Source organism: Propylenella binzhouense, from assembly GCF_009866965.1.
Lineage (GTDB): Bacteria > Pseudomonadota > Alphaproteobacteria > Rhizobiales > Afifellaceae > Propylenella > Propylenella binzhouense.
In genome coordinates this window covers 72,916-99,758 of record NZ_SPKJ01000007.1, presented here as the reverse complement: position 1 = coordinate 99,758, position 26,843 = coordinate 72,916, and the positions used below count along the sequence as shown (strand labels likewise).

Below are 26,843 nucleotides of genomic sequence, written 5' to 3'. Positions count from 1 at the left end.
GGCCGCGCTGGAGCCGGAAGCCGTCGCCGTCGAAGCGCCCGCCGCTCCCTTCGACCTCGCCGCCGCCGACGGTTCGCCGCCCGGGGCCGAGGCGAGCGTGCCTGCCGCACCGCCTGCCGCCGCGCTTGCGCCGGTCGCGCCGGCTGCGTTCGCCCCGCTCGCGTCGAACCTCGCGACGGAGCCGGCGATGCCGATTGCGGGGGCAACCGAGATCCGGGCAATCCGCGAAGCAGGCCCGCCTGCCGCGGCACCATTGCCCGCCGCGGCACCATTGCCCGTCGCGGCCCCGGCCCCGATCGCCCCGCCGACCGGGACCACGGCGACGGAAGCTTCTCCCCGGACGGCGATCGCGGCGGCCGCGAGCATCTCCCCGCCCGCCGCGCCCGTTCCGGAGGCCGTCGCGGCCGAGACAGTCGCCCTGTCCTCTCCCGCCGCACCGGAAAGCATGCCGACGGTGGCCGACGCCATCGTCCTGAAGGCCCAAGCGGCTCCCGTTCAATCCATCCCGGCACCGGCGGGCACCGGCTTGGCGGAAACGGTCCGCGACGCCCCGGCGCCGGTTCCAGCCGAGACGTCCATGCGCGCAGCGGCGCCGCCGGCCGCCCCGGTCGAGCCGCCGGCCGCTTCGGAACCCGCGCCGATCGAAGCCGCTGCGGCGAAGCCTCCTTTGCCAGCCTCGAAGCACACGCTTGCGGCCATCGCGTCCTTGCCGGCGGACGGCCGAACCGAGGTCCTCGCCCGCTCCGCGGAGACAACGTCCGCCCTCGTCCCGGCCGCGCCTTCCGCCACGGGCGTAGCCGCAGCCGCGGCAGCCATTCCCGCCGCTCCCGAGGCGCTCTCCGCGATCCCGGAGACGGCGGCGGTCGAGCGCGTTGCGGCCCTTTCCACGGCGCAGCCGGTCCCGAGCGCCCCGCTCGCGCCGGTGCGGACGACGTCGGGCGCGGTCCCCGCGCGATCCGAAGCCCCGGAGGCAGTGCCCGAAGCGGATGCCGCCAGACTGGCGATGGTTCCGCTGGCGCCGCCGGCATTCGAGGGCAACGGCCCGCTGCAGCGGATCGAGGAGACCGTGTCCGGGCTGCCCTGCGCGCAGCTCGACGCCCGCTTCGATGCCGGCGCGGTGAGGGTGTCGGGCCACGTGCGGTCCGAGGCGGATCGCAGCCGCCTGGCGACGCGCCTCGCCGCCCTCGACGGGGTCTCCACCGTGGACGATGCGGACGTTGCCGTCGTCGGCGAGCCCTATTGCCGTGTTCTCGACGCGCTCGCCCGGCCGGGATTCTCGCCGTCGCGCTATCAGCGCTACACGGCCGCGGCGTTCGCCGAGCCCGCGCTCTTCGGCGTGAAGGGCTTCCGCGGCGGCGACCGCCTGACGATGGAACTGCAGGCGCCGCGCTTCCCGAGCTCGATCTATGTCGACTACTTCGCCGCCGACGGGAGCGTCCGCCACATCGTGCCTTCCGCCCGGCAGGCCGGGAACCGCTACGCGCCGAACGCATCGATCAGGATCGGGGCGGATGCGGAGCGCGGGCTCTATGTGGGCCCGCCATACGGACTGGACGTGATCGTGGTCACCGCCAGCTCCAGGCCGCTCTTCGCGGGGATGCGGCCGGAGGCGGAGCAGGCCGAGCCCTACCTCGCGGCCCTGGCCGCGGCGGTCGAGGCGGCACGGCAGGCGGATCCCCGCCTCACCGTCGAATACACCTACAACCTCGTCCAGACCGCCCCGTGACGCCGCCGGCGCGGCAACCGCGCCGGTGCGCTCCGTCGAAGGCGGGCAGCCGGCGCCCGCAGGCCTATTTCATCGCGGCCTTCGTCGTCATCCGGACGCCCGGCGACACGAAGTACATGTGGACGTCGAAATGCGGCACGGTGAAGCCTTCATGCCCGTTCGGCTCGAAGTTGAATTCCATGTGGTCGATCGGCGGCTGCTCCGTCCCGGCGAACCACGGAACCAGCTTCTCGAACGACTTTCCCGCGGCGAAATCCTTCTGCGCGATCATGTATTCCATGCAGACCACGCGCCCGTTCATGACGCAGTAGATCGGCCCGAGCGGAAGCGTGGCCGGATTGGCCCAGTGCTCCCCCATGCCCGGAACGAAGGGCGACACCTGCACCACCCCCTTCGGAAGGCTCTCGACCTTCGGCAGCTTGTCGATGCTGGTATCCGCCCGGCCCGCCTGCGCCGCCGCAACCATCGCGAGTCCCGCCACCAAAGCGGCGGCCAGTTTCACAGTCATTCTTCCCCCCAATGCATCCGACCAGCCGGGCCGATCCGGCCGCGCCGGTAACGCTCCCCTGTCGCGCCCGAATTCTCGGCCGCGGCGCTGGCGCATTTCTTGTACTCTACCCGGCGTCTCTCGGCTCGCGCGATCTCGCGGAGCGGGAATGACCGGTGCACCGATGGTTCACCGGGAATGAAACAAACTGTCGGGCAGACCCGGGCTCGACCCGGCGCGGCCAGGACGCGACATAGACCGGGACAGAAACGCGAACCCGATCGAGGACGCCATGGAACTCAAAGGCATCCACCATCTGACCGCCGTCTCGGCCGACGCGCCGGGCAATGTCAGGTTCTACACCAACACGCTCGGCATGCGGCTCGTGAAGAAGACGGTGAACCAGGACGACGTCTCGGCCTACCATCTCTTCTACGCGGACGGTAAAGCGACGCCCGGGAGCGACATCACCTTCTTCGACTGGCCGGCGCCGCGCGAGCGCCGCGGGACGCACAGCATCGTCCGCACCGGCCTTCGCGTCGCCGGCGAGCAGAGCCTCGAATGGTGGGCGGACCGCCTCTCGGCCGAGGGCATGACCCATTCCGGCATCGGGACCGAGGACGGCCGGGCGGTGCTCTCCTTCGAGGACCCGGAGGGGCAGCGCCTCGCCCTCGTCGACGACGGCGGCGCCGGCACGGCGAATCCCTGGGCGGAGAGCCCGGTCCCGGCCGAGCACCAGATCCGGGGTCTCGGCCCGATCACGATGAGCGTGCCGGACGCCGCCCCCACCGAGCTCGTCGTCACCCGCGTCCTGAAGATGAGGCCGGCGCGGCGCTACGAGACCGCGGACGGCGAGGTGCATGTCTACGAGATGGGCGACGGCGGGCCTGCCGCCGAGCTTCACGTGCTCGTCCAGCCCGGCCTGCAGCCGGCGCGACCTGGCGCGGGGGGCGTGCATCACGTCGCGTTCCGCAGCGCCGACGCCGACTATGACGGCTGGGCCGACCGCCTGCGGGAGCTCCGCATTCCGACGAGCGGCAAGGTCGACAGGTTCTACTTCCGGAGCCTCTATTTCCGCGAGCCGAACGGCATTCTCTTCGAGATCGCGACCGACGGGCCCGGCTTCGCCACCGACGAGCCGATGGAGACGCTCGGCAAGACGCTCGCCCTGCCGCCCTTCCTGGAGCCGCGGCGCAAGGAGATCGAAGCCGGCCTGAAGCCGCTCTGAGCTAGGCCGCGACGATCGCGGAGAGGAGGTCGCGCACGCGCGCGACCTCGTCCTCGTTCACCGTGTGGCCCATGCCCGGATAGATGCGGGCATCGACCTCGGCGCCGCGCGCGCGGAAAAGTGCGGCGCTCGCCTCCACCCTTTCGAGCGGAATGTGGAAGTCGACGTCGCTGCAGCCGAGGAAGGCGGGCGTGCCGGCGAGCGAGCCGCGGTCCGGCCAGACGGTTCCCTCCGGGCCGATGAGCCCGCCGCTCAGCGCGACGACGGCGCCGTAGCGCCTTGGATTGCGGATCGCGAATTCGAGCGCGAGGCAGGCGCCCTGCGAGAAGCCGAGGATCGCGACGCGTTCGCCCGGCAGGCCGGCCGCCTCGATCTCGGCGACGAGCGCGCCGATCCGGCCGAGCGCCGAACCGAGCCACGGCTCGTTCGAATCGGTCGGCGCCATGAAGGAATAGGGATACCAGGTCGATCCGGCCGCCCGGGGGGCGAGCGCCGCCATCTCGGCGGGAAGGACCAAGCGGGCGAGCCCCATCATGTCGGCCGGGTTGCTGCCGCGGCCGTGGACGAGGATCACCGCCCCGCGCGCGGCCGAGAGCGCGGGGCCGGCGCGCGACACCGGCTGGCCGGCATGCGGATCGTCATTCAAGTTCGGCTCCTTCCGGCTCGGCGGCGGGGGCGGCGGCGACCTCCGGCGCCCGCTCGGAGGCGAGCGAGCGGTAGAGCTCGGCATAGCGCGCCGCCGGCCGCTCCCAGCCGACCGGAGCGCCCATCGCGTTCCGCTGGAGCCGGCGCCAGGCGGCGGGATCCGCCCAGACGGCGAGCGCGCGCTCGATGGCCTCGGCGAGCGGGCCCGGTGCCGGCGGCGAGAACTGGAAGCCGGTCCCGGCACGCATCGCGAGCGCCATCTCGTTGGCATCGACCACCGTGTCGGCGAGCCCGCCCACCCGGGCGACGATCGGCAGCGCGCCGTAGCGCATGGCGCAGAGCTGGGTCAGCCCGCACGGCTCGAAGCGCGACGGCACCAGGACGGCATCCGCGCCGCCCTGCACGAGATGGGCGAGCGCCTCGTCATAGCCGATGACGACGCCGACGCGCTTCGGATCGCGCTCGGCGGCGGAGCGGAACGCCGCCTCGAGATCCGCATCGCCGGTCCCGACCAGGGCGAGCTGGAGCCTGCGCCCGGCGAGCCGCGGCAGCGCGGCGAGCAGAATGTCGAGCCCCTTCTGCCAGGAAAGCCGGCTCACCACGGCGCAGAGCATCGCCTGGGCATCGGCGGGCAGGCCGAACCTTTCCTGGAGCGCACGCTTGTTGACGCGCCGCGCGATGGTGCGCCTGACGTCGAACGTCTTCGGCAGATGCGGGTCGGCCTCCGGGTTCCAGGCCTCCCCGTCGATGCCGTTCAGGATCCCGCTCAGCCGGTCGGCGCGCGCCCGCAGCACGCCGTCGAGCTGCATGCCGTGCTCCGGCGTGAGGATCTCGCGCGCATAGGTGGGCGAGACGGTCGTGATCCGGTCCGCGAACTGAAGGGCGGCCTTGAGGAACCCGACCTGCCCGAAGAACTCGATCCCCTCGACCGCGAAGGCCGCGGGCGGCAGGCCGAGCGCGGGAAAGATCTCCGCGGGAAAGACGCCCTGGAAGGCGAGGTTGTGCACGGTCGCGACCGTGCCCGGCGAGCCGCCGCCGCCGAAATGGAGAAGCGCCGGCACGAGCCCGGCCTGCCAGTCATGCGCATGCACGATGGCGGGGTCGAAGCCCGGGGCGAGGCCGCGCCCGAGCAGCGCGCCGACCTGGGCGAGCGCCGCGAAGCGCCGTGCATTGTCCGGCCAGTCCCGCCCGTCGCGGTCGAGATAGGGATTGCCCGGACGGTCGAACAGGTGGGGCGCGTCGAGCACGAAGAGGGCGAGCCCCGCGGCGCGCCCGGCGAGGAGCCGCGCGGGACCGCCGAAGAGATGGTCGAAGGCGTGCACCGTCCCGGCCGCATCGAGCGCCCGCATGACGGCGGGATAGCCCGGCACCAGCGTGCTGACCGAGATGCCTTCCCTGGCGAGCGCCGCCGGCAGCGCTCCGGCGACATCGGCGAGCCCGCCGGTCTTCACCAGCGGGTAGATCTCCGAGACGACCGACAGCGCCTGCATCGGCTAAGCCGACAGCCGGTCGATCATCGGCTGGGTGATCAGGCACACGCCGCGCGCCGTCCGCCTGAACCGCGCGGCATCCGCCTCCGGGTCCTCGCCGACGACGAGGCCGTCGGGTATCCGCACGCCGCGGTCGACCACCACCTTGGTGAGCCGGACGTTCCGGCCGATATCGGCATAGGGGAGCACGACGGCCTGCCGCACCTTCGCAAAGGAATGCGCCCGGACGCCGGTGAAGAGCAGCGTGCGGTGGAGCTCGGCCCCGGAGATGATGCAGCCGCCGGAAACGAGGGAGCAGATCGCCGCGCCGCGCCGGCCGGGCTGGTCGTGCACGAACTTCGCCGGCGGCGTGATCTCGCTATAGGTCCAGATCGGCCAGTTCCGGTCGTAGAGATCGAGCGAAGGCAGCGAGGCCGTGAGGTCGACATTCGCCTCCCAATAGGCGTCGACCGTGCCGACGTCGCGCCAGTAGACCTCGCTTTCCGCGCTGGAGCGGACGCAGGAGCGCGAGAAGCGGTGGGCGACCGCCTTGCCGTGCTCGACGAGATAGGGAATGACGTCGCGCCCGAAATCGCGCTGCGAATTCGGATCGGCGGCGTCGCGCTTCAGCTGCTCGATCAGGAAGTTGGTCTCGAAGACGTAGATGCCCATGCTGGCGAGCGAGCGCTCCGGGTCGCCCGGCATTCCCGGCGGATCCGCAGGCTTCTCGAGGAACGAGACGATGCGGTCGCAGGCATCGACGGCCATCACGCCGAAGCCGCTCGCCTCGCTCCGCGGCACCTCCAGGCAGCCGACCGTCACGTCGGCCCCCTCCTCGACATGCTGCTGGAGCATCGGCTCGAAGTCCATCTTGTAGATGTGGTCGCCCGCCAGGATGACCATGAACTGCGGGCCGTAGCTCTCGATGATGTCGATGTTCTGGAACACGGCGTCGGCCGTGCCGGCATACCATTTGTCCTCGGAGACGCGCTGGCTCGCCGGCAGGATGTCGAAGCTCTCGTTGCGCTCGGGCCGGAAGAAGTTCCAGCCGTGCTGGAGATGGCGGATCAGGCTGTGCGCCTTGTACTGGGTGGCGACGCCGATGCGGCGGATGCCGGAATTGAGCGCGTTGGAGAGCGCGAAATCGATGATGCGGGACTTGCCCCCGAAATAGACGGCCGGCTTCGCCCGCTTGTCGGTGAGTTCCATGAGGCGGCTGCCGCGGCCGCCGGCGAGCACATAGGCCATCGCGCTCCGCGCCAGCGGACCGCTGGTCGAATGTAGGTTCATGCCCCTCTCCGCCCCTCGCCCGGCGCCCGCGGCGGCCCCTGCCGCAGGCGCGATTCGATCCGCCTTCCCGGTGACACATTATAGCCGGGCGCGGCCGCCGTGTTGCGACAATCCGGTGACGGGCGCCGGTGACTCCGGCCCCGTGACTGGGGCCCGTGACTGGGGCCCGTGACTGGGGCCCCGCATCCGCCCGCCGGCACCGCGGGCGGCAGGCGCGGTCAGCGATGCGCCTTGCTGTCGCCCTGTGCGCGCTTCTCGGCGGTGTCGCGGCCGACGATCTTGGAGAACATGCTGTCCTTCTCGTAGAGCAGCGCCAGCCCGCGATCCTCGAACTCGTCGAAGAACTCGTCCCAGGAGATCTCGGTCAGCGCGTCGTGCTCGGAATTCGGCGCGTCGGGGAACATGATGCGGATGATCCCGACATCGCCGCCCTTGTGCGTGCGCTCCACCGCGGCGGGCCTGCCGCCCTTGCTTTCCGCCCATTTGCGGATCGTCGCGTGATCGGTCGTCGTCTCAGCCATGGTGACCTCCGTCTCGCAGACTAACCGGCGCGCGGCCGGGTCGGTTCCGCGCGGCCGCGCGACCGGGGCCTACGCCTGCAGGTCGGCGTGCATGTCGCGAAACAGCCTCGGGGCGACGCCGAAGCGCCGCTCGAAGGCATCCGCGAGGCGCGCGGGCGGGAACAGGCCCACCTGCGCCGAGATCGACTTCAGCGAGAGCCCGCGCGAGAGAAGCATGCGCGCGGCATCGAGCCGGACAATCTCGACGAACCGCGCCGGCGTCTCGCCGGTTGCCGCCACGAATTTGCGATGGAAGGTGCGTTCGGTCATCCCGGCGCGGGCGGCCAGCGACGGCACGTCCAGCGGCGCGTCGAGATTTGCCTGCATCCACCCGATCAGCTCGGCAAACGGGCTGTCGCCCTTCACCTGCGCCCTGAGGAGCGGGCTGAACTGCGACTGGTAGCCGGGGCGCCTGGCATAGAGAACCAGCCGCTTCGCGACCTCGCCGGCGATCGTCGCGTCGAGATCGCGGCCGATCATCGCCAGCGCCATGTCGATGCCCGTGGTCACCCCGGCCGACGTCCACAGCCGTCCATCGACCACGTAGAGCGCATCGGGATCGACCGTGACCTTCGGAAAGGCGGCCGCAAACGGCTTGCAGGCATCCCAGTGCGTCGCCACCCGACGGCCGTCGAGCAGCCCGAGCGCAGCAAGCAGGAAGCCGCCGGTGCAGACGGCGCCGAACCGTTCGGCCTCCCGGACCAGCTGCGGCAGCGCCGCCCTGAGCGCCGGGTCCGCAACCGCCGGCAGCAGGTGCTCGCGTTCGGCGCCTGCGACCAGCACCGTCCGGACCGCCCCGGGGCGACATTCGGCGATCGCTTGCGTCTCCACCGCGACGCCGCTGCTGCTTTCGACGGCGCCGCCTTCGGCCGACACCAGCCCGATCTGATAGAATGCCGGCTTTCCCCGCTGGCCCAAGGCGCGGTTGGCACCGTTGAAGACCGAGGCCGGCCCCGACGTGTCGAGCAGCTCGAAGCCCGGATAGACGATGAAGGCGACAGGGTGCATTGGCAGGAATTGCCACGTCTTTGTCATTTCTGCCAAGGCCTTTCGCTGCCAAGCTCCGGCCCGTCAAGGACAGCGCCGGGCGGCCGGCCAGCCGTCGAACGGCGCGGCCGGAGGCAGACCGGCCGCCGGTCCGGCGTTGCGACGAGGGTTCCGGCCTTTCGCGGAGCGGACACAGGCCGACGGCGCGGCTCGCCCGGACTGCGACTGCGCGAGCCGGCCATCAGGAGGATGAAGAATGCGAAAGCTCGTGGTCTGGAATTTGATGACGCTCGACGGTTCCTTCGAGGGGGCCGAAAAGTGGGACCTGGCCTTCCACGAGGCGGCCTGGGGCGACGAACTCGGAGCCTTCAGCCTCAGGCAGGCAGAGGAGTTCGGCACGCTCCTGTTCGGCCGCGTGACCTTTGAGGGGATGGCCGCCTATTGGTCGAAGGCGACGGGAACGACCGCCGACTTCATGAACGGCGTGGAGAAGGTGGTCGCGTCGCGAACGCCGGCGAAGGTCGACTGGAACAACAGCCGCCTCCTCGAAGGTGAACTCCCGGGCGCGGTGGAAAGGCTCAAGCAGCAGCCGGGGAAGGACATCGGCGTGTTCGGCAGCGCCGACCTGCTCGCCGCCCTTCTGCGGCACGAACTGGTCGACGAATTGCGCATCTGCATCGCGCCTGTCGTGCTCGGCAGGGGAAACCCGCTGTTCAAGCCGTCCGACCGCGCGCTCGCCCTGAAGCTCACCAGGACCATGCCGCTGAAGACCGGCGGCGTGATCCTGTACTACGAGCCGCAATACCAGACCTGACGACCTTTTCCGCGCCATGCCTGAAGCCCGCGACCGGCACGGCCCGGGCGGGCGACCCGGCGAACCGGCGGAAGATCCGCGGCGGCGCCCTCGCTTCCGCGCGAAAGCGACCGTTGCATCGGCTTGGCATTGCGGAATGCCCTGCCCGGAGATTCTGGCGATGTCTCTGCGATATCTGATCTGGGGCGGCCTTGCCCTCGCCTCTCTCCTGCCGGCGGGCTTCGGCGGCTGGCTCTTTTCCCTGCCGGCGGCAACACCGGCCGCCGAAGCGCCGCCGGTACCGCCGGAGGAGGCGCGCGCGATGCTCGCTTCGCTCAGGCCGACGAAGCGCGAGCGCCCGCTCATCGCGATCATCGGCATCAACGATGCGACGGAAACGACCGACTATTTGGTGCCAGCCGGCATCTTGCGGCGTGCCGACGTGGCCGAAATCGTGATGCTGGCGACCGATCCGGGGCCGGTTCAGCTCTTTCCCGCGCTGAGGGTGGAGTCCGACGCGACCATCGTGGCGTTCGATGCGGCGCATCCCGAAGGGGCCGACTATGTCATCGTCCCCGCCATGAGCCGCGACGACGATCCGGCCGCGCTCGCCTGGATCAGAGGCCAGGCCGAAAAGGGCGCGAAGATCATCGGCATCTGCGCCGGCGCGAAGGTCGTCGCCGCCGCCGGCCTGCTCGACGGCAGGCGCGCGACGACACACTGGTACTATCTCGGCGCGATGCTGAAGCGCAGCCCGACCATCGCATATGTTGCGGACCGGCGGATGGTCTCCGACGGGGACGTGACGACGACGACCGGCATCAGCGCATCCATGCCGATGATGCTGACGCTGATCGAGGCGATCGCCGGCCGGGCCAAGGCGGAATCCGTCGCCCATGATCTCGGGCTCGGAGAGTGGGATGCGCGGCATGCGAGCGCGGCGTTCAGGCTGACCCGTCCGTTCGCGACGATCGTGCTCGCCAACAGGATGGCGTTCTGGAACCGGGAAGAGCTCGGCGTCCGCCTCGCGCCCGGGATGGACGAGGTCTCGCTCGCTTTCGTCGCCGACGCATGGTCGCGGACCTACCGGTCCGCGGCCTTCACATTCGCGGCCTCGACCGCCGCGACCGTGACGGCGAACGGCGTCCGCGTGCTGCCGGACCGGAACATGGCGGAGCTGGCGGAGGACCGCCGCGCATCGACCTTCCCCGGCCGGCGGCCGGCCGATGCGCTCGACGACGCGCTCCGCGCGATCGCCGCGCGCTACGGCGATGGCACGAGCCATATCGTCGCCATGCAGCTCGAATATCCCCGCCCCGGCCAGGGCAAGGCGATGCGTGCTGCGGCTCCGGAGACTGCCGCGCCATGACCAGGCAAGGCGGCTCCGGGCGTTCGTCCGGCGGGCCGCCGAGCTTTCTCGAGCCTGATGAAGCCGCTGGTTCCAAGATGGAGGCGCGATATGACCATCTACATGGTCACGAGCGTGATCAGGAGCGTGAGATGGATGCGATCAGTCTGGCGGATGCCAAGGCCCATCTGAGCGAGCTGGTCGACCGGGTCGAAGCGGGCGATTCGATCGACATTACCCGCCGCGGCAAGCCGGTCGCGCGGCTCATCGCCGTGGCGGGACCCCGCAAGCCGATCGATGCCGCGCTGCTCCGATCGTTGACGGCAGGGATGCCGCCCCGGTCCCAGAGCGCCGCCGATCTCGTGCGGTCGATGCGGGATGACGACCGCACCTGATGCTCTACCTCGACACGTCGCTGATCGTCGCGGCGCTCTCCAACGATGCGATGACGGCGCGCGTCCAGGCCTGGCTCGCCGAGCAGGACCCGGCGCGGCTCCTGATCAGCGACTGGACCGTCACCGAGCTGTCTTCCGCCATGGCGATCAAGCTGCGGACCGGAAAGATCAGCCTGGAACAGCGCGCCGCTGCACTCGCCATGTTCAACAAGCTGGTGGCCGAGAGCTTCACCGTCCTGGCCGTGACGGGCGGCCAGTTCCGGACGGCGGCAAGGTTTGCCGATCAGCATGCCCTCGGGCTGCGTGCGGGCGACGCGCTGCACCTCGCCATCGCCTCGGAGCATGGCGCCACGGTGCATACGCTCGACCAGCGGCTCGCCGAGGCCGGGCCGGTGCTGGGCGTGCCGGCGCAGTTGCTGGCATGATCCGGGACTGTCCGCACTCGATCGCTCGCGGGGGCTTCCAGGTCACGTCGTAGACGACGCGGTCGACGCCCTTCACCTCGTTGATGAGGTGGGTCGCGGCCCGGCCGAGAAAGGCCAGGTCGAAATGGAAGCAGCCGGCGCCGTGCGCGTGCACAGGAGCCAGGCGACAATGCACCGCGTCACCGCCGGGCGTCCCGGCCGTGACGACGCGGGTTCGTCCGCGGAAATCGGCAGTCGTATCCCTCCCTTTGACGTCGTTGATCCCTATCAAGGCATGGCCACGCCCCTTTGTGGTCGGCTGACGCCATTCCGCACCGGCGGAGCGGTTCGGGCCCATGCCGGACCGAATTTCGTGAAAGCCAGGCTCGCCGCCCTTGCGATGCGAAGGCGATCGGCAGGCCTCGAAGGGGATTGTCTCATGACAGGGAAATTACGGGAACGCATTGCGATATCGGGCGTCGGCTGCTCGCGCTTCGGCAATCTGCTCGAGACGCCCGAACTCAAGGGCACCACGATCCAGGAGCTGACGGCGCGCGCGGTCAAGGAAGCGCTCGACGACGCCGGGCTGACCGGCCAGGACGTCGACGCGGTGTTCGCCGGCAATGCGATGGTCCACAGTTCGCAGGTGCCGGGCACCTATTCGCAGCTGTCGAAATGGACCGGCACCCAGTTCAAGGCCGGCGTCCATTTCGAGGCGCAATGTTCGACCACCAATGTCGGCGCGGCGCTCGCCGCGATGTCGATCGCGGCCGGCACCTACGATACCGTGCTGGTCTACGGGCTGGAGACCACGCGCACCAAGGTGAAAGGCTTCAGTCCCTACGAGCGCGAGCCGATCTCCCACCAGCAGACCTGGCTGTGGACCGACATGGCGGTCAACCAAGCCTATGGCGTACCGCAGGGCTACGACATCTTTTCGACCTATAACGGTCTCGTCGCGCTCGGCTACTGCCGCAAATACGGCATGTCGATCGAGGACTTCGATCGCGGCATGTTCGAGCTGTGCAAGACGCGGCGACTGCACGGTTCGATGAACCCCAAGGCCAACATCCAGGAAAGGCTCGAAGACCGCGCCGAGAGGGAAGGCTTCTCCGACCCGTTCGACTATTGGCGGTCCGACAAGCACAATCCCTTCGTCGCCTGGCCGTCGCGGCTGCTCAGCCTGGTGACCACCGCCGACGGGGCGTCGGCCATGGTCATCACCCGCGCCGATCTGGCCAAGGGCGGCAAGTCGCAGCCCGTCGAACTCAAAGGCTTCGGCATCAGTTACAGCGACCTGCCATGGTACGGCGAAGACCCGACCCATTGGGAGTTCGACCGCCGCGCCATCGATGCCGCCTTCGACATGGCCCGCATCAAGCCTGCCGATATCGACTATCTGCACACCCACGACTGCTCGCACATCTCCGGCATCTGCACCGCCGAGGCGACCGGCTACCTCGAACCCGGCACAGGGCTCAGCGCGGCGCGCGACGGTCGGCTACGCTTTGACGGCGACCGGCCGATGTCGACCCACGGCGGCCGCCACGCCTTCGGCCATGCCTGGGGCGCCAGCGCCGGCACCGACACCTACGAGGCCGTCCTGCAGATGCGCGGCCAAGCGGGACCGCGGCAAATCAAGAAGACACCGGAGATCTCCGTCATCCACACGCACGGCTACGCCATGATCGGCACCGTCGTCGTTCTCGGGAGCATTTGACATGCCGAACGTTGCCGAACAGCCGAGCGCCATCCGCTCCTATTACGAAGGGCTCGCCGAGGGCGTCTTTCGGGCGGTCACCTGCCAAGCCTGCGGCGGCTACACCTTCCCGCCGACCGGCTGCTGCGAGCATTGCGGCAGTTGGGACGTGACGCCGGTCGAACTGAGCGGCGACGCCACGCTGCTGCTGGCCTCGCATAACATATCGCCGGCCTGCCATCCGCGGTTCGAGAAGATCGCGCCTTATGTCTATGGCCATATCCGCCTGAAGGAGGGGCCGATCGTGCAGGCGATCGTTCTCGGCGTCGATCCGACACCGCAGGCGCTCCAAGCCCTGTTCGAGCGCGGCCCGGTTCCGGCGAAGGCGGAAACGTTGCAGATGGACGACCTGCCGGTCCTGGCCTACCGGATCGTCGGCTGACAAGACCGGCCAAACGATGCGGGCGGCGGCACGGGTCTTGTGCCCCTGCCGCCGTTCGCGACGAATGAGTTGATTGTCTCTCGATCGGCCGGCGGCCTTGGTTTCGACAGCCGAGGTGCGGGCGTTCGGTGTTGTAGTGGACGAGCGAGAGATCGAGATCGGCCTGGAAGGCCGCCACCGCCTCGCAGGTCTCCACCGCCTCGTAGAAGGTGGCGCGCATCTTCACCCGGAAGAATTCGTCGAAGACGGCACCGTCGAAGCGCTCGGCAAAGCCGTAGGCGCGGGGTGTCCGCAGGCGGGTCCTGCGGTGCGCGATGCCGAAACACGTCCCGTAACAGCTTCCTCCCTTGCCAAAGCCCGGCACGGAAAGACGCTTAAGAGGACAGATATTGCAGAAGCGGCTGATCTCCTGGCGGCCGCCGAAGCGGGCTCTATCAGCCAAAGCAGAACGGTCGGAACCGGGTGGAACCAGCCCCAAGCCGCACCCCGCGCAGCCGGCCATCGCGACTGCGCAGGGCTTGCGAGCAGGGTCCGCGCAAGCTTGACGACATGCGGGGCCACTTGAGCGGCGTTTCCGGACCCCGCAAGGTCCAAGGCGTGGCCGACCACCATTTGCCACGCCTTGGGATATGCCAGGCTATAGGGTCGAAGCCGACCTTATTGGCCCGTCCACACGGGCTCGGCCACGGCTGATTCGGCCGGGAACACGGTCACCGGAACGCCGTGACGCCACTGTGCGATGAGGATCGAGGCGTTGTTCCTGCGCCCGTTCTCGGCGAAGGAGACCGTGCCGCCCGGGAAGAAACGTGCCGGTCCATCGGTAAGGTTCATGGCGTGAAGCGCCTGCGTCACCGCCTCCGGATCGGCCGACTTGGCCATCTCCATGGCTTCCTTGAGCAGCCAGAAATGGCCGTAGGTGGAGATGTCCTGCGTCACCCAGGGGAGGCCGGTGCACTCCTTCCAGTGCTCGGTGAAGTCCTCCTGGCCCTTCAGCCCCCAGTTCGCGGTGATGAACATCGCTCCTTCGAGCAGATCCTTGCCCACGACGTTCAGCAGGTCGGGCGTGCCCATCGGGCCGCCATTGTTGACCAGCGGCAGCCGCTCGCGCGTCAGGCCGAACTGGGTGAGCTGCTCCAGGATGAGCTTGATGTCCGGGGTGGCGGTCGGCAGGAACAGCAGGAAATCGGGCCGTGCGGAGCGGACCTGCTGCACGATGGGACCGGCCACCGACAGCGGCGGCGTGAAGACCTGGTCGACGACCAGCTCCAGCCCGAATTTCTTGAGCCCGCCGTTGCGCATTCCCTCGGTGAAGCCGACCGGCGAGGGCGTGTTGTCCATGACGATGCCGACCGTGTCGGGCTTCGTTCCGGTGGCCTGCTCGGCAAGCGCCAGGATCGTCGGCAACGCGTCCTCCGCCTGCTTGACCGAGGTCGGCGAGGTCATGAAGACGTGCTTGTAGCCGCGGCCCGTGATCCGCTCGGAATAGGACAGCGTCAGCCACGGGATGCCGGCCCGCTCGGTCACCTCGGTCACCGGAAGCGTGAAGGACGACACATAGGCGCCGACCCCGCCGCTGATGTCGGGATGAGCGGAGAGAAGCCGCTCGGCCGCGTTCTTGGCCGATTCCGGGCTGCCGCCGACATCGGCCACGACCAGGTTCACCTTGGCCCCGCCGAGCGCCTCGATGCCGCCGGCCTCGTTGATGTCGGCGATGGCGCATTCGGCCGCGGCCCTGGACACTTCGCCGATGCGCGCCCAGGCGCCGCTCAGCGGCATGGCCAGCGCCATGGTCACCTGTTCCTGGGCCGTTGCCACCCCCGTGGCGCTCCACACCGCGGTGAGGGTCAGAGCACTCAGACCTGCAAGCAGTTTTCTCATCTTTCCACCTCCCTAGCTACATTCCGAAATAGGCACGACGAATCCGGTCGTCTTTTGAAAGCTCCTCGAACGTGCCGGACAAGACCACCTCGCCCGTCTGCAGGACATAGCCGCGATCGCTGTGCTCCATGGCCTCGGCCACGCGCTGCTCAACGAGGAGGATCGTCAGCCCGCTCTCCTTGTGGAGCTGCGAGATGCTTTCGAAGATCAGGTCGGCGACGGCCGGGGCGAGGCCCATCGAGGGCTCATCGAGCATCATGAGCTTCGGCCGTGACGCCAGTCCGCGTCCGATGGCGAGCATCTGCTGCTCGCCCCCCGAAAGCGTCCCCGCAAGCTGGTGGCGCCGCTCGGCGAGCTTCGGAAAGAGCGAGAACACGCGATCGAGGGTCTCGGCGAAGCGCTCGCGCCCGGCTTCGACCCAGGCACCCATTTCCAGGTTCTCCATGACGCTCATGGAGCGGAACACCTCGCGGCCCTCCGGGACATGGGCGATGCCGAGATGCGCCCGCTGGGCCGCACTCGTGGTCGAGAGGTCGACACCCTCGAACACAACCTTGCCTGATCGCGGCGCCACCGTTCCGGAAATAGCCTTGAACAGCGTGGACTTGCCGGCACCGTTAGGCCCGACGACGCAGACCAGCTCGCCCCGCATCACCTCGATCGAGACGTCGGCGAGGGCGCGCAGCCCGCCATAAGCGACGGTAAGGGACTGGACTTCAAGCATGCTTGGCCGCCCATCTTTGCCCGAGATAGGCCTCGATCACGCGGGGGTCGCGGGTCACGTCGCCCGGCGCGCCCTGCGTGAGGAACCGGCCGTGGTCGAGGACGACGAAGCGATCGGCCAGGCCCGCCATGGCACCGATCGTGTGCTCGATGATGACGACGGTCACCCCGTGCGCGGGCAGGCGGGCGACCATGGACATGAGCTCGTCGGTTTCGGCGCTGCCGAGGCCGGCCAGCGGCTCGTCGAGCAGGAGCAGCCGCGGACGCGAGGCGAGCGCGCGCGCAAGCTCCATCAGCCGCAGTTCCTTGCTCGTCAGCGCGGAGGCGAGCGTATCCTTGCGGTCGGCAAGCCCGACCATCGATACCGCCTGCTCGGCCAGCCTCCAGGCCTGCTCCTCGTTCTCGGCGTGCACATAGGCGCCCACAGCCACGTTCTCCAGCACCGCCATGCGCTGAAAAGCGCGGACCACCTGGAAGGTGCGCCCGATGCCCAGCCGGCAGGCGCGATTCGGCTTCAGGCCGGCCACGTCGCGGCCGTCGAACCGTATCTCGCCGGCATTGGGGCGGACGATGCCGTTGAGCAGGTTGAAGAGCGTCGTCTTGCCGGCGCCGTTCGGCCCGATGATCCCCAGGATCTCTCCTTCGCGAACGTCGAAGGAGACGTCGTCGACCGCCTTCAAGCCGCCATAGGTCTTTGACAGCCCACGAACGGACAGGAGGATATCGCCGGGCTCGGGCCGCGGCGCGGAGTGGTCTTTCGCCACCGCGGGCGCCGCGGCGCCGACCGGCTCGGCCGGCCGCGCTTGCTCGACCCCCTTGCGGCGGCTCAGGAGGTCCCTCACCCGCCAGTAGATTCCCTCCGGGGCAAGAAGGATGACGAAGATGATGGCGACGCCGTAAAGCAGGCCTTGGATGCCCGGCAGCACGCTGCCGAGTTCGGCATGCAGCGTCTCGCTGAGCGGAAGCAGCGTGGCTGCTCCGATCAGCGGGCCCCAGACGACACCCGCCCCGCCGAACAGCGAAAGGATGATCGCCTGCGCCGAGATGATGACGCCGAAGACGCTGCCCGGCGTCAGCACGAAGACGACGACGGCATAGAGGCCGCCGGCGGTCGCCGCCAGGGCGCCGCTCAGGATCAGCGCCTGCATCTTGCAGCGGAAGGTGTCGACGCCAGAGGCCTCGGCCGCCAGTTCGTTCTGCTTGATCGCCAGCAGCGACAGGCCGAAGCGGGAGCGCTCGATGATCAGCGACAGCACCACCGAGAGGACGAGCAGGGCGAGCGCGACGGCGAGATAGCCGTGATAGCTGCCGAACTGCATGTACCAGAGCCGGTGCTCCGGCCGCATCGGCAGGATGACCTCCTGGTAGCCCAGCCATTCGAAGACGTAGACCAACGACAGCGGGTAGGCGAGCATGGCGAGCGCGAAGTAGAGGCCGCTCAGCCGGAAGGTGGGATAGCCGATCACCGCCCCCGCCACCGCCCCGACCACTGCCGCCAGCGGCAGGCCGAACCAGGGCGTCAGGTCGAGATGGAGCGAGGTGAGCGCTATCGTGTAGGCGCCGAGCCCGAAGAAGGCGGCATGGCCGAAGGAGACCAGGCCGCTATAGCCGCTGAAGATGTTCCACGAGATGGCGAAGGTGGCCCAGATCGGGATGATGGTCAGCAGGAGCGCGTAATAGGCGTTCTCGACAATGAAGCTCAACGCGAACCAGGCGGCCGCGATGATCAGGATGAAGGCCAGCGGCCTTGCGATCTTGCGCCGGTCGCTCACCGTCACGCCCTTTCCACGTGCCGGCCGAAGAACCCTTGCGGGCGCAGCAGCAGGACCAGCAGGAAGACGATGAAGACCGTCGCGTTCTGCAGCTGCAGCGGCAGCACCAGCGTCGCGAGCTGCTGCACCAGCGCGATGACGAAGCCGCCCCAGAAGGCGCCGATGAGACTCCCCAGGCCGCCGAGCACCACGCCGGCATACATGATGATGAGGAAATCGAAGCCGACGAGCGGCTGCACCGGATAATACAGCACGATCAGACCGCCGGCGACGCCGGCGATCGCCGTGCCGAGGCCGAACGCGATGCGGTGCGCGCGGTCGACGTCGATGCCCATATAGATCGCGGCCGTCGGATTGTCGGCCGACGCCCTGAGCGACTTGCCGACGCGGGTGCTGCGGATCAGCCAGTACAGCGCCAGCGTGACGGCGACGCAGATGATGGCGTCATAGGTCCGGGCCTTGTTGATGAACAGGGCGCTGAAGTCGTCGAACAGCAGAGGGATCTCCCAAGCCGAGTAGGACAGCGGGCTGATGATGGAGGCGGGCGCCGAGCCGAGCAGGATCAGGGCGCCGTTCTGGAGGATCAGGGCAACGCCGAGGGTGAGGATGAGCTGGGCCTGATGCGCCTCGATCTGGTTGGCGATCCTCAGGCCTGTCGTGCGCACGATCAGCCAGCGATGCAGCAGGTAGCCGATGGCGAACATCAGCGGGGCGATCAGGAAGGCGGCAAGGAACGGCGCGACGGGACCGAGGAAGCTGCTTGCGAGCAGGCTGCCGACGATGGCCAGGACCAGATACATCCCCACCATCATGAAATCGGCCTGAGCGAAGTTGATGACGCCCATGATGCCGAAGATGAAGGCGAGGCCGACGCACATCAGGCCATAGATACAGCCGAGCTGGATCCCGCTCGTCAGCGCCTGCAGGAACTGTTCGATGAAGATGCTCACGAGCCTGGCCTCACGATCGCGCGGCCGAGCACGCCGCCGCGCTCCAAAGCCTCATGCATGCGGTAGACCTCCTCCAGCGGCACGGATCCGCTCAGGACGGCGCGAACTGCGCCGTGTGCCAGAAGATCGAGGCAGCGGCGCAGCTCCTCGCGCGTGGTGCTGGTGGCGCTGAGCATGGAAATGCCTTTCAGGAAAAGCTGCGCCGGGTTGAAGGGGATGAATTCGCCGCCCAGCTGCCCGACAAGCACCCAGCGGCCGCCCTTGGCGACCGAGCGGCGGGTCGCGGCGAAGGCAGGGCTGCCGACATTGTCGATGACCACGTCGACGCCCTCCCCGCGGGTCAGCTCGCGCACCGCCTCGGAAAAATCCTCGCCGCGCCCGCCGACCACGACCTCGTGGGCGCCGGCATCGCGGATCGCGGCGGCTTTCTCCGTCGAGCTCGTCACCGCGATGACGCGGGCTCCGGCGCTGCGGGCGACCTGCAGGCCGTGCATGCCGAGACCGCCGCCCGCGCCGGTCATCAGCACGCTCTCGCCCGGGCGGACCTGCCCAACCTCGACGATCGCATGGTACATCGTGCCGATCGCGCAGGAGGCGATCGCCGCCGCCTCGACAGGCACGCCCTCAGGCACAGGAACGACATTGTCGGCTTCGACGGCGACGAACTCGGCGTAGCCCCCGTTCAGCCCGACATCTCCAAGGAAGATCTTCTCGTCGCAGAGCGGCTCGCGGGCGGTGCGGCAGAAGCGGCAATCGCCGCAGACATGATAGCGCTGCGTGGTCGCGACGCGATCGCCGACCCGAATGCCGCGAACCTCGGCGCCGATCTCGACGACCCTGCCCGCAACCTCGTGGCCGGGGATGATCGGCATCTCGACGCCGGCCTTCAAGGTGCCATCCCGCGCGACCACGTCGTGGAAGCAGATGCCGCAGGCTTCGACATGGACGATCACGTCGAGCCGCCCCGGCACCGGGTCCGGCAGGGTCTCGACCCGCATCACCTGCCGCGCAGGCCCAGGCTCTCTTACGACGACTGCTCTCATCCCGTGCCGGGTCCTCCCAAGGAGGTATGAAGAGGAGAACCCCCCATACCGTTTGTGTTTGCCTGTACCTTCTGGTTGCCAGCGCTGGCTGACGAACGAGAGTTCCCAGTCCCTCCCCGGTGCCGATGTGACGCGTTCCCGTCAGGGGCGCGCGGCGCTGCCGGCAGGCTCGGAGATGCGTCGATTGCCGTCCTCTTCCCCGAGGAGGAACAGATCGCGGCTATCGGGCCGCCTTGTGCTGGCGCAATTCGTCAAGCAGCACGGGAATGCCCATCGTGGAGGTCTGCATGCCGATCTCGCCGGTGATCTGCAGCACCTGCAAAATCTCCTCCTTGGTCGCGCCGCAGGCGAAGGCCTTCTGGTAGTGCACGCGCAGGCCGGGCTCGTAGAGGTGGGTCGCCGACGCATCTATCGCGATGTAGATGAATTCCTTGATCTTGGGGTCGAGAGGCCCCTTCTGGCCGGCCAGCGAATACTGGAGATACGACTTGAAGAAGTCGTGGTCGATCGCGAGCAGCCCGTTCCAGAAGTCGTTCCAGTAGCCCCTAAGCCGCATGAACTCGGCCTTGGTCTTCTGCCGCTCCGGGTCGGCCAGAAGTTCCGCGATCTCATCTCCCTTGTCGAGATTGTTCAATTCGTCGACCAGCGCCGGGACGCCCATGGACAGAGCATGGACGCCAAGGATGCTGACCAGTTGCAGCACCTCGACCAGCTCGTCCTCGCTAGCGCCGAAGGCGAGCGCGTTGCGGATATGCTGGCGCAGCGCCGGCTCGTGCATATGAGTGACGGCAGCATTGACGGCGATGAGGATGAATTCGCGCACCTTCGGCTCGAGCGGACCGGACCGGTGCGGCAGACCCCAAAGGTTGAGCGCCGCTTCGAAATAGCCGGGCGAGACCTGCAGCAATCCCTCCCAATAGGAATTCCAGTAGCCGCGCTCCTCGATGAAGCGCTGCTTGAGCGCCGCGCGGTCGAGAGCTTCGGTCCTCACAAATTCGTTCACGACTACCGCCCCCCTGTCATTCCGAAATTCAGGCTGCGCCGGCAAACACCGCCTGTCCCGCCTCTTCCGAGCCCAGATAGGCGGCGATTACCGCCGGATCCTGCTGCACCTTCGCCGGCGGCCCATCGGCGATCTTGCGGCCGAAATCGAGCACCACGATGTGGTCGGAAATATCCATGATCACCGGCATGTCGTGCTCGACGACCAGGAAGCTGACGCCGTAACGGTGACGGACGTTGCGGATCAACGCCACCATGAGCGTCTTCTCCGGCCGGCTCATGCCCGCCATCGGCTCGTCGAGCAGGATCATGCGCGCGTCCTGCATCAGCACGCGGCCGAACTCGACCTGCTTCTGCCGGCCGTAGGGTAGTTCACCGGGCATCGCCTCGGCGAGTTCCGGGATGCCGAGGAATTCGAGAATTTCGGCGGCCCTGTCCTCGGCCGCGGCCTGTTCGCGCCGCGCCCGCGGCCCCAGGACCGCGCCCTCGATCAGACCGGAAGCACCGTGGCGATAGGCGCCGACCAGCAGGTTGTCGCGCACATTGAGGCCGGGAAACAGCGCGAGGTTCTGAAAGGTGCGCGCCATGCCGGCGCGCGCTACCCGATGCGGCGCAAAGCCGGAGATGTCCTGGCCGGCGAAGCTCACCCTCCCGGCGGACGCTCGATACATGCCGGTGATGCAGTTGAAGAGCGTCGTCTTGCCGGCGCCGTTCGGGCCGATCACCGCAGTGACCTCCCCTTCCCCGGCGGTGAAGGAGACGTTGTCGAGCGCAGTCAGCCCTCCGAACCTCATCTGCAGGCCATCGACCCTCAGGATCGGATTGTCCGTTGCTGCCATGGTCATCCTCACCCTGCCGCAGCCTGCCGCTCGGCGCGCGCGCCGAGATAGGATTCGTGCATCCGCTCGCTCGCGGCCACGAGCTCGGCCGGTCCCGCCAGGACGATCTCGCCGCGCTCCAGCACATAGGCGTAGTCGCAGATGCCGAGCGCCAAGCGCGCATTCTGCTCGACGATCAGCAGCGCGGTGCCGAAATGCTCGCGTATCTTCTTCAGCTGCTGGTAGATCGCACCGACGATGAGCGGAGCGAGGCCCAGCGACAGCTCGTCAATCAAAAGGACGCGCGGCGAGGCAGCGAGCGCGCGGCCGAGCGCCAGCATCTGCTGCTCGCCGCCCGACATTAGCCCGGCGGCCTGGTCCTTGCGCTCGGCAAGCCGAGGAAAGAGGTCGTAGACCGCGTCCAGCCGCTCTGCCAAGGTCGCGCGCGGCAGGATGGCGCCGCCGACCTGCAGATTCTCCTCGACGGTGAGGTTCTTGAACACCAGCCGCCCTTCCGGGACCTGGCCCATGCCCAGTCGCACGATACGGTCCGCCGACAGTCCGGCAATGGACTTGCCTTCCAGCAAGACTTCGCCACCGGTGATCGCGCCGTTGTGGAGCCGGATGAGCCCGGAGACGGTGCGGATCAGCGTCGTCTTGCCGGCCCCGTTGGCGCCGAGCAGCGCAACCACGCCAGCCTTGGGCACGGTGAGGTTGACGGCGTTGAGCGCCACCGCCTTCCTGCCGTAGGCGACGGAGAGGGTGCGGACCTCGAGAAGCGGCGTGTCCGCCGCCGGCGTCCCGTTGAGCGCCATCATCGTCAAGCCTCCGCGCCCGGCCTGACCAGCTTGGTGAGCTTCCGCGCCGCGCCCACGATGCCGCCCGGCGCGAAGATGAGAAGCACCGCGACCAACGACCCGAAGATCAGGTTGACCACCTGGGGCCGGTGTTCGACGAAAATCTTCGCCAGTCCGCCACCCGCTGCGCCGAGTTCGCCGGCAAACCCGGTGAGCACCGAGGGCAGCAGCAGCCAGACCAGCGCACCCACCACGCCGCCGGCGATCGAGCCCATTCCGCCGATGATGATCATGGCGATGAAGCTGATCGCAAGGTTCAGGCTGTAGAGCTCGGTAGAGACGGTGGTGAGATAATAGGCCTGCAGCGCTCCGGCCAACGACGCGATGGCCGAGCTGAATGCGAACGCCTTGAGACGCAGGACACGCACGTCGATGCCGCTGGAGGATGCCGCCTGCTCGTTGTCGCGGACCGCGAGCAGCGCCCGCCCCTCGCGATGCTTCAGCGAATAGTTGCAAGCCAGGCAGCAGAGCACGACGATCGGCAGCAGGAAGAAGTACCATTTCAGCGCGCTGTCCAGCGCGAACGGGCCTATCGCAGGCTGCGGATAGGAGATGCCGAAAACGTCGAAGGCGGCGTACTGGTATTCGGAGAAGGCGAAAACCACGATGAAGTGGAGCGCCATGGTCGACAGCACGAAGTAGAGGCCGCGTACGCGCAGCGACGGCAGGCCTGCGAGCACGCCGGCGGCAGCGCCCGCGATCAGAGCGGCGACGAGGCTCACGAGGAACGGCAGGCCGAGCTGCGCTCCAGTCGCCGCCGCCGCCATCGCGCCGACGGCGAAGAACGCGGCATGGCCGATCGAGACCAGCCCGGCACAGCCGGTGAGATAGTTGAGCGACACCGCGCCAAGAACGGCGATCAGCGTCAGGTTGAGCTGCGCCAGGCCGACGTTGAGCAGCTGGATGTTACTCAACCGGTATCCGAGGATCGCGCGATCGTGGAGCACGAAGGGCAGATAGACGAGCACCGCCGCGGCGACCGCGAGCCACAGCCAGCGCAGCGGCCGTGCGGCAGCTTTTTGTCTCGCGGGCGCGGAAGGAGCGAACTCGTCGATCGGCATCGCGGTGCGGGAGGTCGAAACGCTGGTCATCACACGCGCCCCAGTTCGCGATTGCCGAAGAGTCCCCAGGGACGGACGAGCAGCATGATCAGCAGCGGAATATAGATGAACACGTCGCGCGCCTTGGGCGAGATGTAGCCGGAGGCAAGCTGCTCGATCACCCCGACGAGAATGCCGCCGACAATGGCGCCCGGAATGCTCTGAAGGCCGCCGATGACGACCGCCGGCAATGCGAGCAGGCCGATATGCTCGAGCTCGGTAGAGGCAAGCTGAATCTGGCCGAGAAACACTCCGCCGATGACTGCGAGGATGGTGCCGATCGCCCAGGCGCCGGCATTGATCCGGTTGACATTGACCCCCGAGAGGATTGCCGCCTCATGACTGTCGGCAGTGGCGCGCATCAGCAGTCCCGCTTTGGTGAAGCGGAAGAAGGCGAAGAACACGCCCATGCAAACCCATGACACGACCGCCGCCGTGAGGTTGAGCTGCGAAAGCCTCACGTCACCGAGGATCAGGACGCCTGTCGGCAGCGAGGTCGCCAGCGGCTTCGGCTGCACCCCGTAGAGGATTTCGATGAGCGCCTTGAGAATGATCGACAACGCGATCGTGATCATGATCACCGGCAGGAGCGGCTGGCCGCTCAAGGGCCGGATGAACAGGAACTGGATGACGATACCCAGCAGCGCCGCCGCGGCAATAATGACGATGACGGCGACGGGGAAAGGAAGGCCGAGCTGCGTGGTCGCCGTATAGGCGAGATAGGCGCCGCAGACCATCAGGATGCCCTGCGCGAAGTTGAAGACGCGCTCCGCCTTGTAAATGACGGCGAAGCCGAGCGCGACGAGGCCGTATATGCTGCCCAAAGCCAATCCGGTGAGAAGAAATTGAACCAGCATAGACGGTCCTCGCGCGCCCCGTTTCGTGTCGTCAGTTCACGTACTGCTCGAAGTCCGCATAGTCGCCGAACGACTTGAACTTCTTGGTCGCGTAATCGTAGCCGATGGGCTGAAGCACCTTCAGGCCTTCATGGTCTTTGGACGTGTAGACGAGCTTGGAGGACAGGCCGGACGCCGGCAGTTCGAATCCGTCGTTCAGTATCTCGACGAGCTTTTCGCGGGTGGGCTCCTCCCCGGCTTCGGTGATGGCTTCGGCGACGAGGCCGGCCACGACCCAGCCGGCGACGAAGTTGATGTCGTCCTGGAGCGCGCCGTGGCCATCCTTCTCGGCCTGGGCGATCAGGTCCGCCGCGGCTTCCGGGCTGGCGGCGCTGGCCGGCGTGAAGCAGCTGACGAAGTGGTAGTTCTTGCCGGCCGCCTCGCCGACGCTTTGATAGACGCTGGGCGTGCCCAAATAGGTGATTGCAAAGCTCGGCACGTCGACGCCGTATTGCTGCATGGCCTTCAGCACCAGCAGCGAGGTCGTCGCGACGCCGTGGATGGCGACAAAGTCCGGCTTGGCATCCAGAAGCGCGAGCACCTGGGGCGTCGCGTCAGCCGCCACCACCTTGATAGGGATCGAGACGTTGGTGCCGCCGAGCTTCTTCACCGCCTCGTCCATGTAGCCGTTGAACTCGACCCCCGAGGCGACATCCAGGTGGACGGTCGCGACCTTCGGCTTGTCGAGCTTGAGGCTGTTTGCGAAGTGGCCAACGCCGACCTGCGCCATCTGCTTGAAGCCGCAGAAGCCGCCGTAGATGAGCGGGTTGGTGGGCTCGACCGAGGCCTTCGCCGTCGTGTAGGTGCCGACCACCGGAACCTTCAGCCGATTGATCATCGGCACCAGAGCGGTCTGCGCGCTGGAATTGCCCATGCCCGACATCCCGAGCACCGGCGTCTGGCTGGCAAATTTCTCATAGGCGATGCGTTCGGACGGCGCGTCGTAGCGCGTATCCTCGGCGAGCACGTTGATCTGCCGGCCGTTGATCCCGCCCTTCTCGTTGACGAGATGCATACGCGACTGGAACCCCTTGACCCAGGGATGCTGCGATCCCGCGGCCGGCCCGCTCATGTCGCCGGTGACGCCCCAATCGATGCGGTCTTCGTAGACCCCGTCCTGCGGGCTCTCGAAGGCGAGCGCCTGGCTCGACGAAAACCCGAGGCTGAGTGAAAGCGCCGCGCCGGCAACGGCGAGAAAACGCCGCGCAGCATGAGTCCCGTCAGCACACCTTGCCATTCACATCTCCTCCCTGCGCCCCCGCCCTGGCGGAGGGGGCAAGCCCGCTGTTCCTCGTTGGGACCCTTCCGTATGGGGTATTACCAACAGCATAATTTAAATACCAGTGAGTAGGCTTCCTGTCAACGGGGTCGTCGCGCCGGCGAGCCCGCCACGCTACTGGTCAGTACCGATATTGACGTTTAAATATGCTTCGATGCTCATCGGTCGCCGCAGCCATGGCGCGCCCCTCGATCGGAAAGGAATAGTCGATGCAGCCTTCGGAGCCGGAGCTTTCTGCTGAGCAGCTTGAGCTGAAGCGGGACTTCGTTGCCAATCGCGGCTACTGGAACGAGTTCTGGGATGGCATGCTGACGCTTAGTCCGGACTTTTTCAGGGCTTATCTGAATTTCTCGTCAGTTCCGTGGAAGACGGGCACGCTCGAGCCGAAAATCAAGGAACTTGTTTATATCGCGATCGATATTGCGACCACGCATCTTTATGAGCCGGGACTGCGCGTTCATCTGCGGAATGCGATGACGTATGGCGCTACGCTCGAAGAAATCATGGAAGTGTATCAGCTCGCTTCCGTGCTCGGCATGCACACCTTCACCATGGGAATGCCGGTGCTGGTCGACGAATTCCGGAAGGCGGGCCGCTCAGCCGAGTTCGAGGCGCCGATGGATGAACGCCGCCTTGCGCTGAAGGCCGAATATATGAGGCATCGCGGCTATTGGCACGAGCACTGGGACGGGCTGCTCAAGTCCGATCCCGATTTCTTCGCGGCCTATGTCGCGCTCGCGACAGTACCTTGGAAGACAGGACGGCTCGAGCCGAAGGTGAAGGAGCTCATCCACATTGCCATCGACGCGTCCACAACCACCCTCTACGAGCCCGGTCTGCGCATCGACATCCAGAACGCCCTGAACCGCGGCGCGACCAAGGACGAGATCATGGAGGTCTATCAACTCGTCTCCGCGCTCGGCATGCACACCTGCATCATGGGCGTTCCAGTGCTGCTCGACGAGTTGAAGAAGCGCGGATGAGGGTTCTCTGCCGGCATGGCCGCAAGAGCTGCGGCCCGCCTGCCTTGCGACTGGCGTTCGGGCCCTGCC

The 26,843-nt window shown here is 67.9% G+C and carries 26 protein-coding genes and 2 pseudogenes; 9 read left to right on the top strand and 19 right to left on the bottom strand.

Translation table 11 applies throughout. The annotated features are described in order from the left end of the window. On the top strand, positions 1-1,726 hold a 1,726-nt coding region (locus tag E4O86_RS04280; protein WP_161139268.1), incomplete at its 5' end, for a DUF4384 domain-containing protein. Positions 1,727-1,790: 64 nt separating this feature from the next. On the opposite strand, the gene E4O86_RS04275 is transcribed toward E4O86_RS04280, so the two are convergent. Beyond that, positions 1,791-2,234 carry a hypothetical protein gene (locus E4O86_RS04275; RefSeq protein ID WP_205520690.1) on the bottom strand — a complete coding sequence of 148 codons (444 nt, stop codon included), beginning with the start codon at positions 2,232-2,234 and terminating at the stop codon, positions 1,791-1,793. A 271-nt stretch (positions 2,235-2,505) separates the two neighbouring features. Here E4O86_RS04275 and E4O86_RS04270 point away from each other — a divergent pair, with 271 nt between their 5' ends. Beyond that, positions 2,506-3,441, top strand: a complete 936-nt coding sequence (locus tag E4O86_RS04270) for a ring-cleaving dioxygenase (protein WP_161139267.1) — start codon at positions 2,506-2,508, stop codon at positions 3,439-3,441. Between the two features lies 1 nt (position 3,442). Here E4O86_RS04270 and E4O86_RS04265 read toward each other — a convergent pair whose 3' ends face one another. From E4O86_RS04265 to E4O86_RS04245, 5 genes are all read right to left on the bottom strand, one after another. Further along, positions 3,443-4,087 carry an alpha/beta hydrolase gene (locus tag E4O86_RS04265; protein ID WP_246206189.1) on the bottom strand — a complete coding sequence of 215 codons (645 nt, stop codon included), beginning with the start codon at positions 4,085-4,087 and terminating at the stop codon, positions 3,443-3,445. Next, positions 4,080-5,576: a glycogen synthase GlgA gene (glgA, locus tag E4O86_RS04260; protein ID WP_161139265.1), complete on the bottom strand. Its 1,497-nt coding sequence runs from the start codon at positions 5,574-5,576 to the stop codon at positions 4,080-4,082. Before glgA ends, E4O86_RS04265 begins: the two co-directional genes overlap by 8 nt. A 3-nt stretch (positions 5,577-5,579) precedes the next feature. Then, the gene (glgC, locus tag E4O86_RS04255; RefSeq protein WP_161139264.1) at positions 5,580-6,845 is read right to left on the bottom strand and encodes a glucose-1-phosphate adenylyltransferase; all 1,266 of its coding nucleotides are present in this window, start codon (positions 6,843-6,845) and stop codon (positions 5,580-5,582) included. A gap of 218 nt (positions 6,846-7,063) precedes the next feature. After that, positions 7,064-7,366 carry a hypothetical protein gene (locus E4O86_RS04250; protein ID WP_161139263.1) on the bottom strand — a complete coding sequence of 101 codons (303 nt, stop codon included), beginning with the start codon at positions 7,364-7,366 and terminating at the stop codon, positions 7,064-7,066. A gap of 69 nt (positions 7,367-7,435) precedes the next feature. Beyond that, positions 7,436-8,413, bottom strand: a complete 978-nt coding sequence (locus tag E4O86_RS04245; RefSeq protein WP_161139262.1) for a GlxA family transcriptional regulator — start codon at positions 8,411-8,413, stop codon at positions 7,436-7,438. Between the two features lie 235 nt (positions 8,414-8,648). Here E4O86_RS04245 and E4O86_RS04240 point away from each other — a divergent pair, with 235 nt between their 5' ends. From E4O86_RS04240 to E4O86_RS04225, 4 genes are all read left to right on the top strand, one after another. Further along, entirely contained in the window at positions 8,649-9,206 is a 558-nt protein-coding gene (locus E4O86_RS04240) for a dihydrofolate reductase family protein (RefSeq protein ID WP_161139261.1), read from the top strand. Between the two features lie 160 nt (positions 9,207-9,366). Then, the gene (locus E4O86_RS04235; RefSeq protein WP_161139260.1) at positions 9,367-10,554 is read left to right on the top strand and encodes a DJ-1/PfpI family protein; all 1,188 of its coding nucleotides are present in this window, start codon (positions 9,367-9,369) and stop codon (positions 10,552-10,554) included. A gap of 131 nt (positions 10,555-10,685) precedes the next feature. Continuing rightward, positions 10,686-10,928: a type II toxin-antitoxin system Phd/YefM family antitoxin gene (locus tag E4O86_RS04230; RefSeq protein ID WP_161139280.1), complete on the top strand. Its 243-nt coding sequence runs from the start codon at positions 10,686-10,688 to the stop codon at positions 10,926-10,928. Beyond that, positions 10,928-11,353, top strand: a complete 426-nt coding sequence (locus E4O86_RS04225) for a type II toxin-antitoxin system VapC family toxin (RefSeq protein ID WP_161139259.1) — start codon at positions 10,928-10,930, stop codon at positions 11,351-11,353. The genes E4O86_RS04230 and E4O86_RS04225 overlap by 1 nt, the downstream gene beginning before the upstream one ends. A gap of 10 nt (positions 11,354-11,363) precedes the next feature. On the opposite strand, the pseudogene E4O86_RS23435 reads toward E4O86_RS04225, so the two are convergent. After that, positions 11,364-11,492 (bottom strand): annotated as a pseudogene (locus E4O86_RS23435) (GMP synthase (glutamine-hydrolyzing)); the annotation flags it as partial. 30 nt (positions 11,493-11,522) lie between these two features. Between E4O86_RS23435 and E4O86_RS23430 the strand changes: the two are divergent. Together E4O86_RS23430 and E4O86_RS04210 are read left to right on the top strand one after the other, a co-directional pair. Then, on the top strand, positions 11,523-13,052 hold the full coding sequence (locus E4O86_RS23430; protein WP_246206187.1) for a thiolase family protein: 1,530 nt from the start codon (positions 11,523-11,525) through the stop codon (positions 13,050-13,052). 1 nt (position 13,053) lies between these two features. Further along, positions 13,054-13,473, top strand: coding sequence for a Zn-ribbon domain-containing OB-fold protein (locus E4O86_RS04210; protein ID WP_161139258.1), 420 nt, complete (start codon positions 13,054-13,056; stop codon positions 13,471-13,473). A 47-nt stretch (positions 13,474-13,520) separates the two neighbouring features. Here the strand turns inward: E4O86_RS04210 and E4O86_RS04205 are convergent. The 12 genes and pseudogenes from E4O86_RS04205 to E4O86_RS04150 form a co-directional block, all read right to left on the bottom strand. Further along, positions 13,521-13,792 (bottom strand): annotated as a pseudogene (locus E4O86_RS04205) (IS481 family transposase); the annotation flags it as partial. 338 nt (positions 13,793-14,130) lie between these two features. After that, entirely contained in the window at positions 14,131-15,351 is a 1,221-nt protein-coding gene (locus tag E4O86_RS04200) for an ABC transporter substrate-binding protein (RefSeq protein WP_161139257.1), read from the bottom strand. 16 nt (positions 15,352-15,367) lie between these two features. Next, a complete protein-coding gene (locus E4O86_RS04195) occupies positions 15,368-16,075 on the bottom strand; it encodes an ABC transporter ATP-binding protein (RefSeq protein WP_161139256.1) in 708 nt (235 codons plus the stop codon). Next, positions 16,068-17,852: a branched-chain amino acid ABC transporter ATP-binding protein/permease gene (locus E4O86_RS04190; protein WP_343039091.1), complete on the bottom strand. Its 1,785-nt coding sequence runs from the start codon at positions 17,850-17,852 to the stop codon at positions 16,068-16,070. Before E4O86_RS04190 ends, E4O86_RS04195 begins: the two co-directional genes overlap by 8 nt. Further along, complete coding sequence (locus E4O86_RS04185; protein WP_343039090.1) at positions 17,849-18,796, bottom strand: branched-chain amino acid ABC transporter permease; 948 nt, start codon at positions 18,794-18,796, stop codon at positions 17,849-17,851. The genes E4O86_RS04190 and E4O86_RS04185 overlap by 4 nt, the downstream gene beginning before the upstream one ends. Further along, entirely contained in the window at positions 18,793-19,794 is a 1,002-nt protein-coding gene (locus E4O86_RS04180; protein WP_161139255.1) for a zinc-binding dehydrogenase, read from the bottom strand. The genes E4O86_RS04185 and E4O86_RS04180 overlap by 4 nt, the downstream gene beginning before the upstream one ends. A 265-nt stretch (positions 19,795-20,059) precedes the next feature. Further along, positions 20,060-20,842 (bottom strand): carboxymuconolactone decarboxylase family protein, encoded by a 783-nt coding sequence (locus E4O86_RS04175; RefSeq protein WP_161139254.1) that lies wholly within the window; start codon positions 20,840-20,842, stop codon positions 20,060-20,062. Between the two features lie 28 nt (positions 20,843-20,870). After that, on the bottom strand, positions 20,871-21,686 hold the full coding sequence (locus tag E4O86_RS04170) for an ABC transporter ATP-binding protein (protein ID WP_246206186.1): 816 nt from the start codon (positions 21,684-21,686) through the stop codon (positions 20,871-20,873). 2 nt (positions 21,687-21,688) lie between these two features. Beyond that, positions 21,689-22,477 carry an ABC transporter ATP-binding protein gene (locus E4O86_RS04165; protein WP_205520689.1) on the bottom strand — a complete coding sequence of 263 codons (789 nt, stop codon included), beginning with the start codon at positions 22,475-22,477 and terminating at the stop codon, positions 21,689-21,691. 2 nt (positions 22,478-22,479) lie between these two features. Continuing rightward, positions 22,480-23,607 carry a branched-chain amino acid ABC transporter permease gene (locus E4O86_RS04160; RefSeq protein ID WP_161139252.1) on the bottom strand — a complete coding sequence of 376 codons (1,128 nt, stop codon included), beginning with the start codon at positions 23,605-23,607 and terminating at the stop codon, positions 22,480-22,482. Further along, on the bottom strand, positions 23,607-24,473 hold the full coding sequence (locus E4O86_RS04155; RefSeq protein WP_161139251.1) for a branched-chain amino acid ABC transporter permease: 867 nt from the start codon (positions 24,471-24,473) through the stop codon (positions 23,607-23,609). The genes E4O86_RS04160 and E4O86_RS04155 overlap by 1 nt, the downstream gene beginning before the upstream one ends. A gap of 31 nt (positions 24,474-24,504) precedes the next feature. Continuing rightward, on the bottom strand, positions 24,505-25,749 hold the full coding sequence (locus tag E4O86_RS04150; protein WP_161139250.1) for an ABC transporter substrate-binding protein: 1,245 nt from the start codon (positions 25,747-25,749) through the stop codon (positions 24,505-24,507). 251 nt (positions 25,750-26,000) lie between these two features. On the opposite strand from E4O86_RS04150, the gene E4O86_RS04145 reads away from it, so the two are divergent. After that, complete coding sequence (locus E4O86_RS04145; RefSeq protein ID WP_161139249.1) at positions 26,001-26,774, top strand: carboxymuconolactone decarboxylase family protein; 774 nt, start codon at positions 26,001-26,003, stop codon at positions 26,772-26,774. The last annotated feature ends 69 nt before the right edge of the window (positions 26,775-26,843 follow it).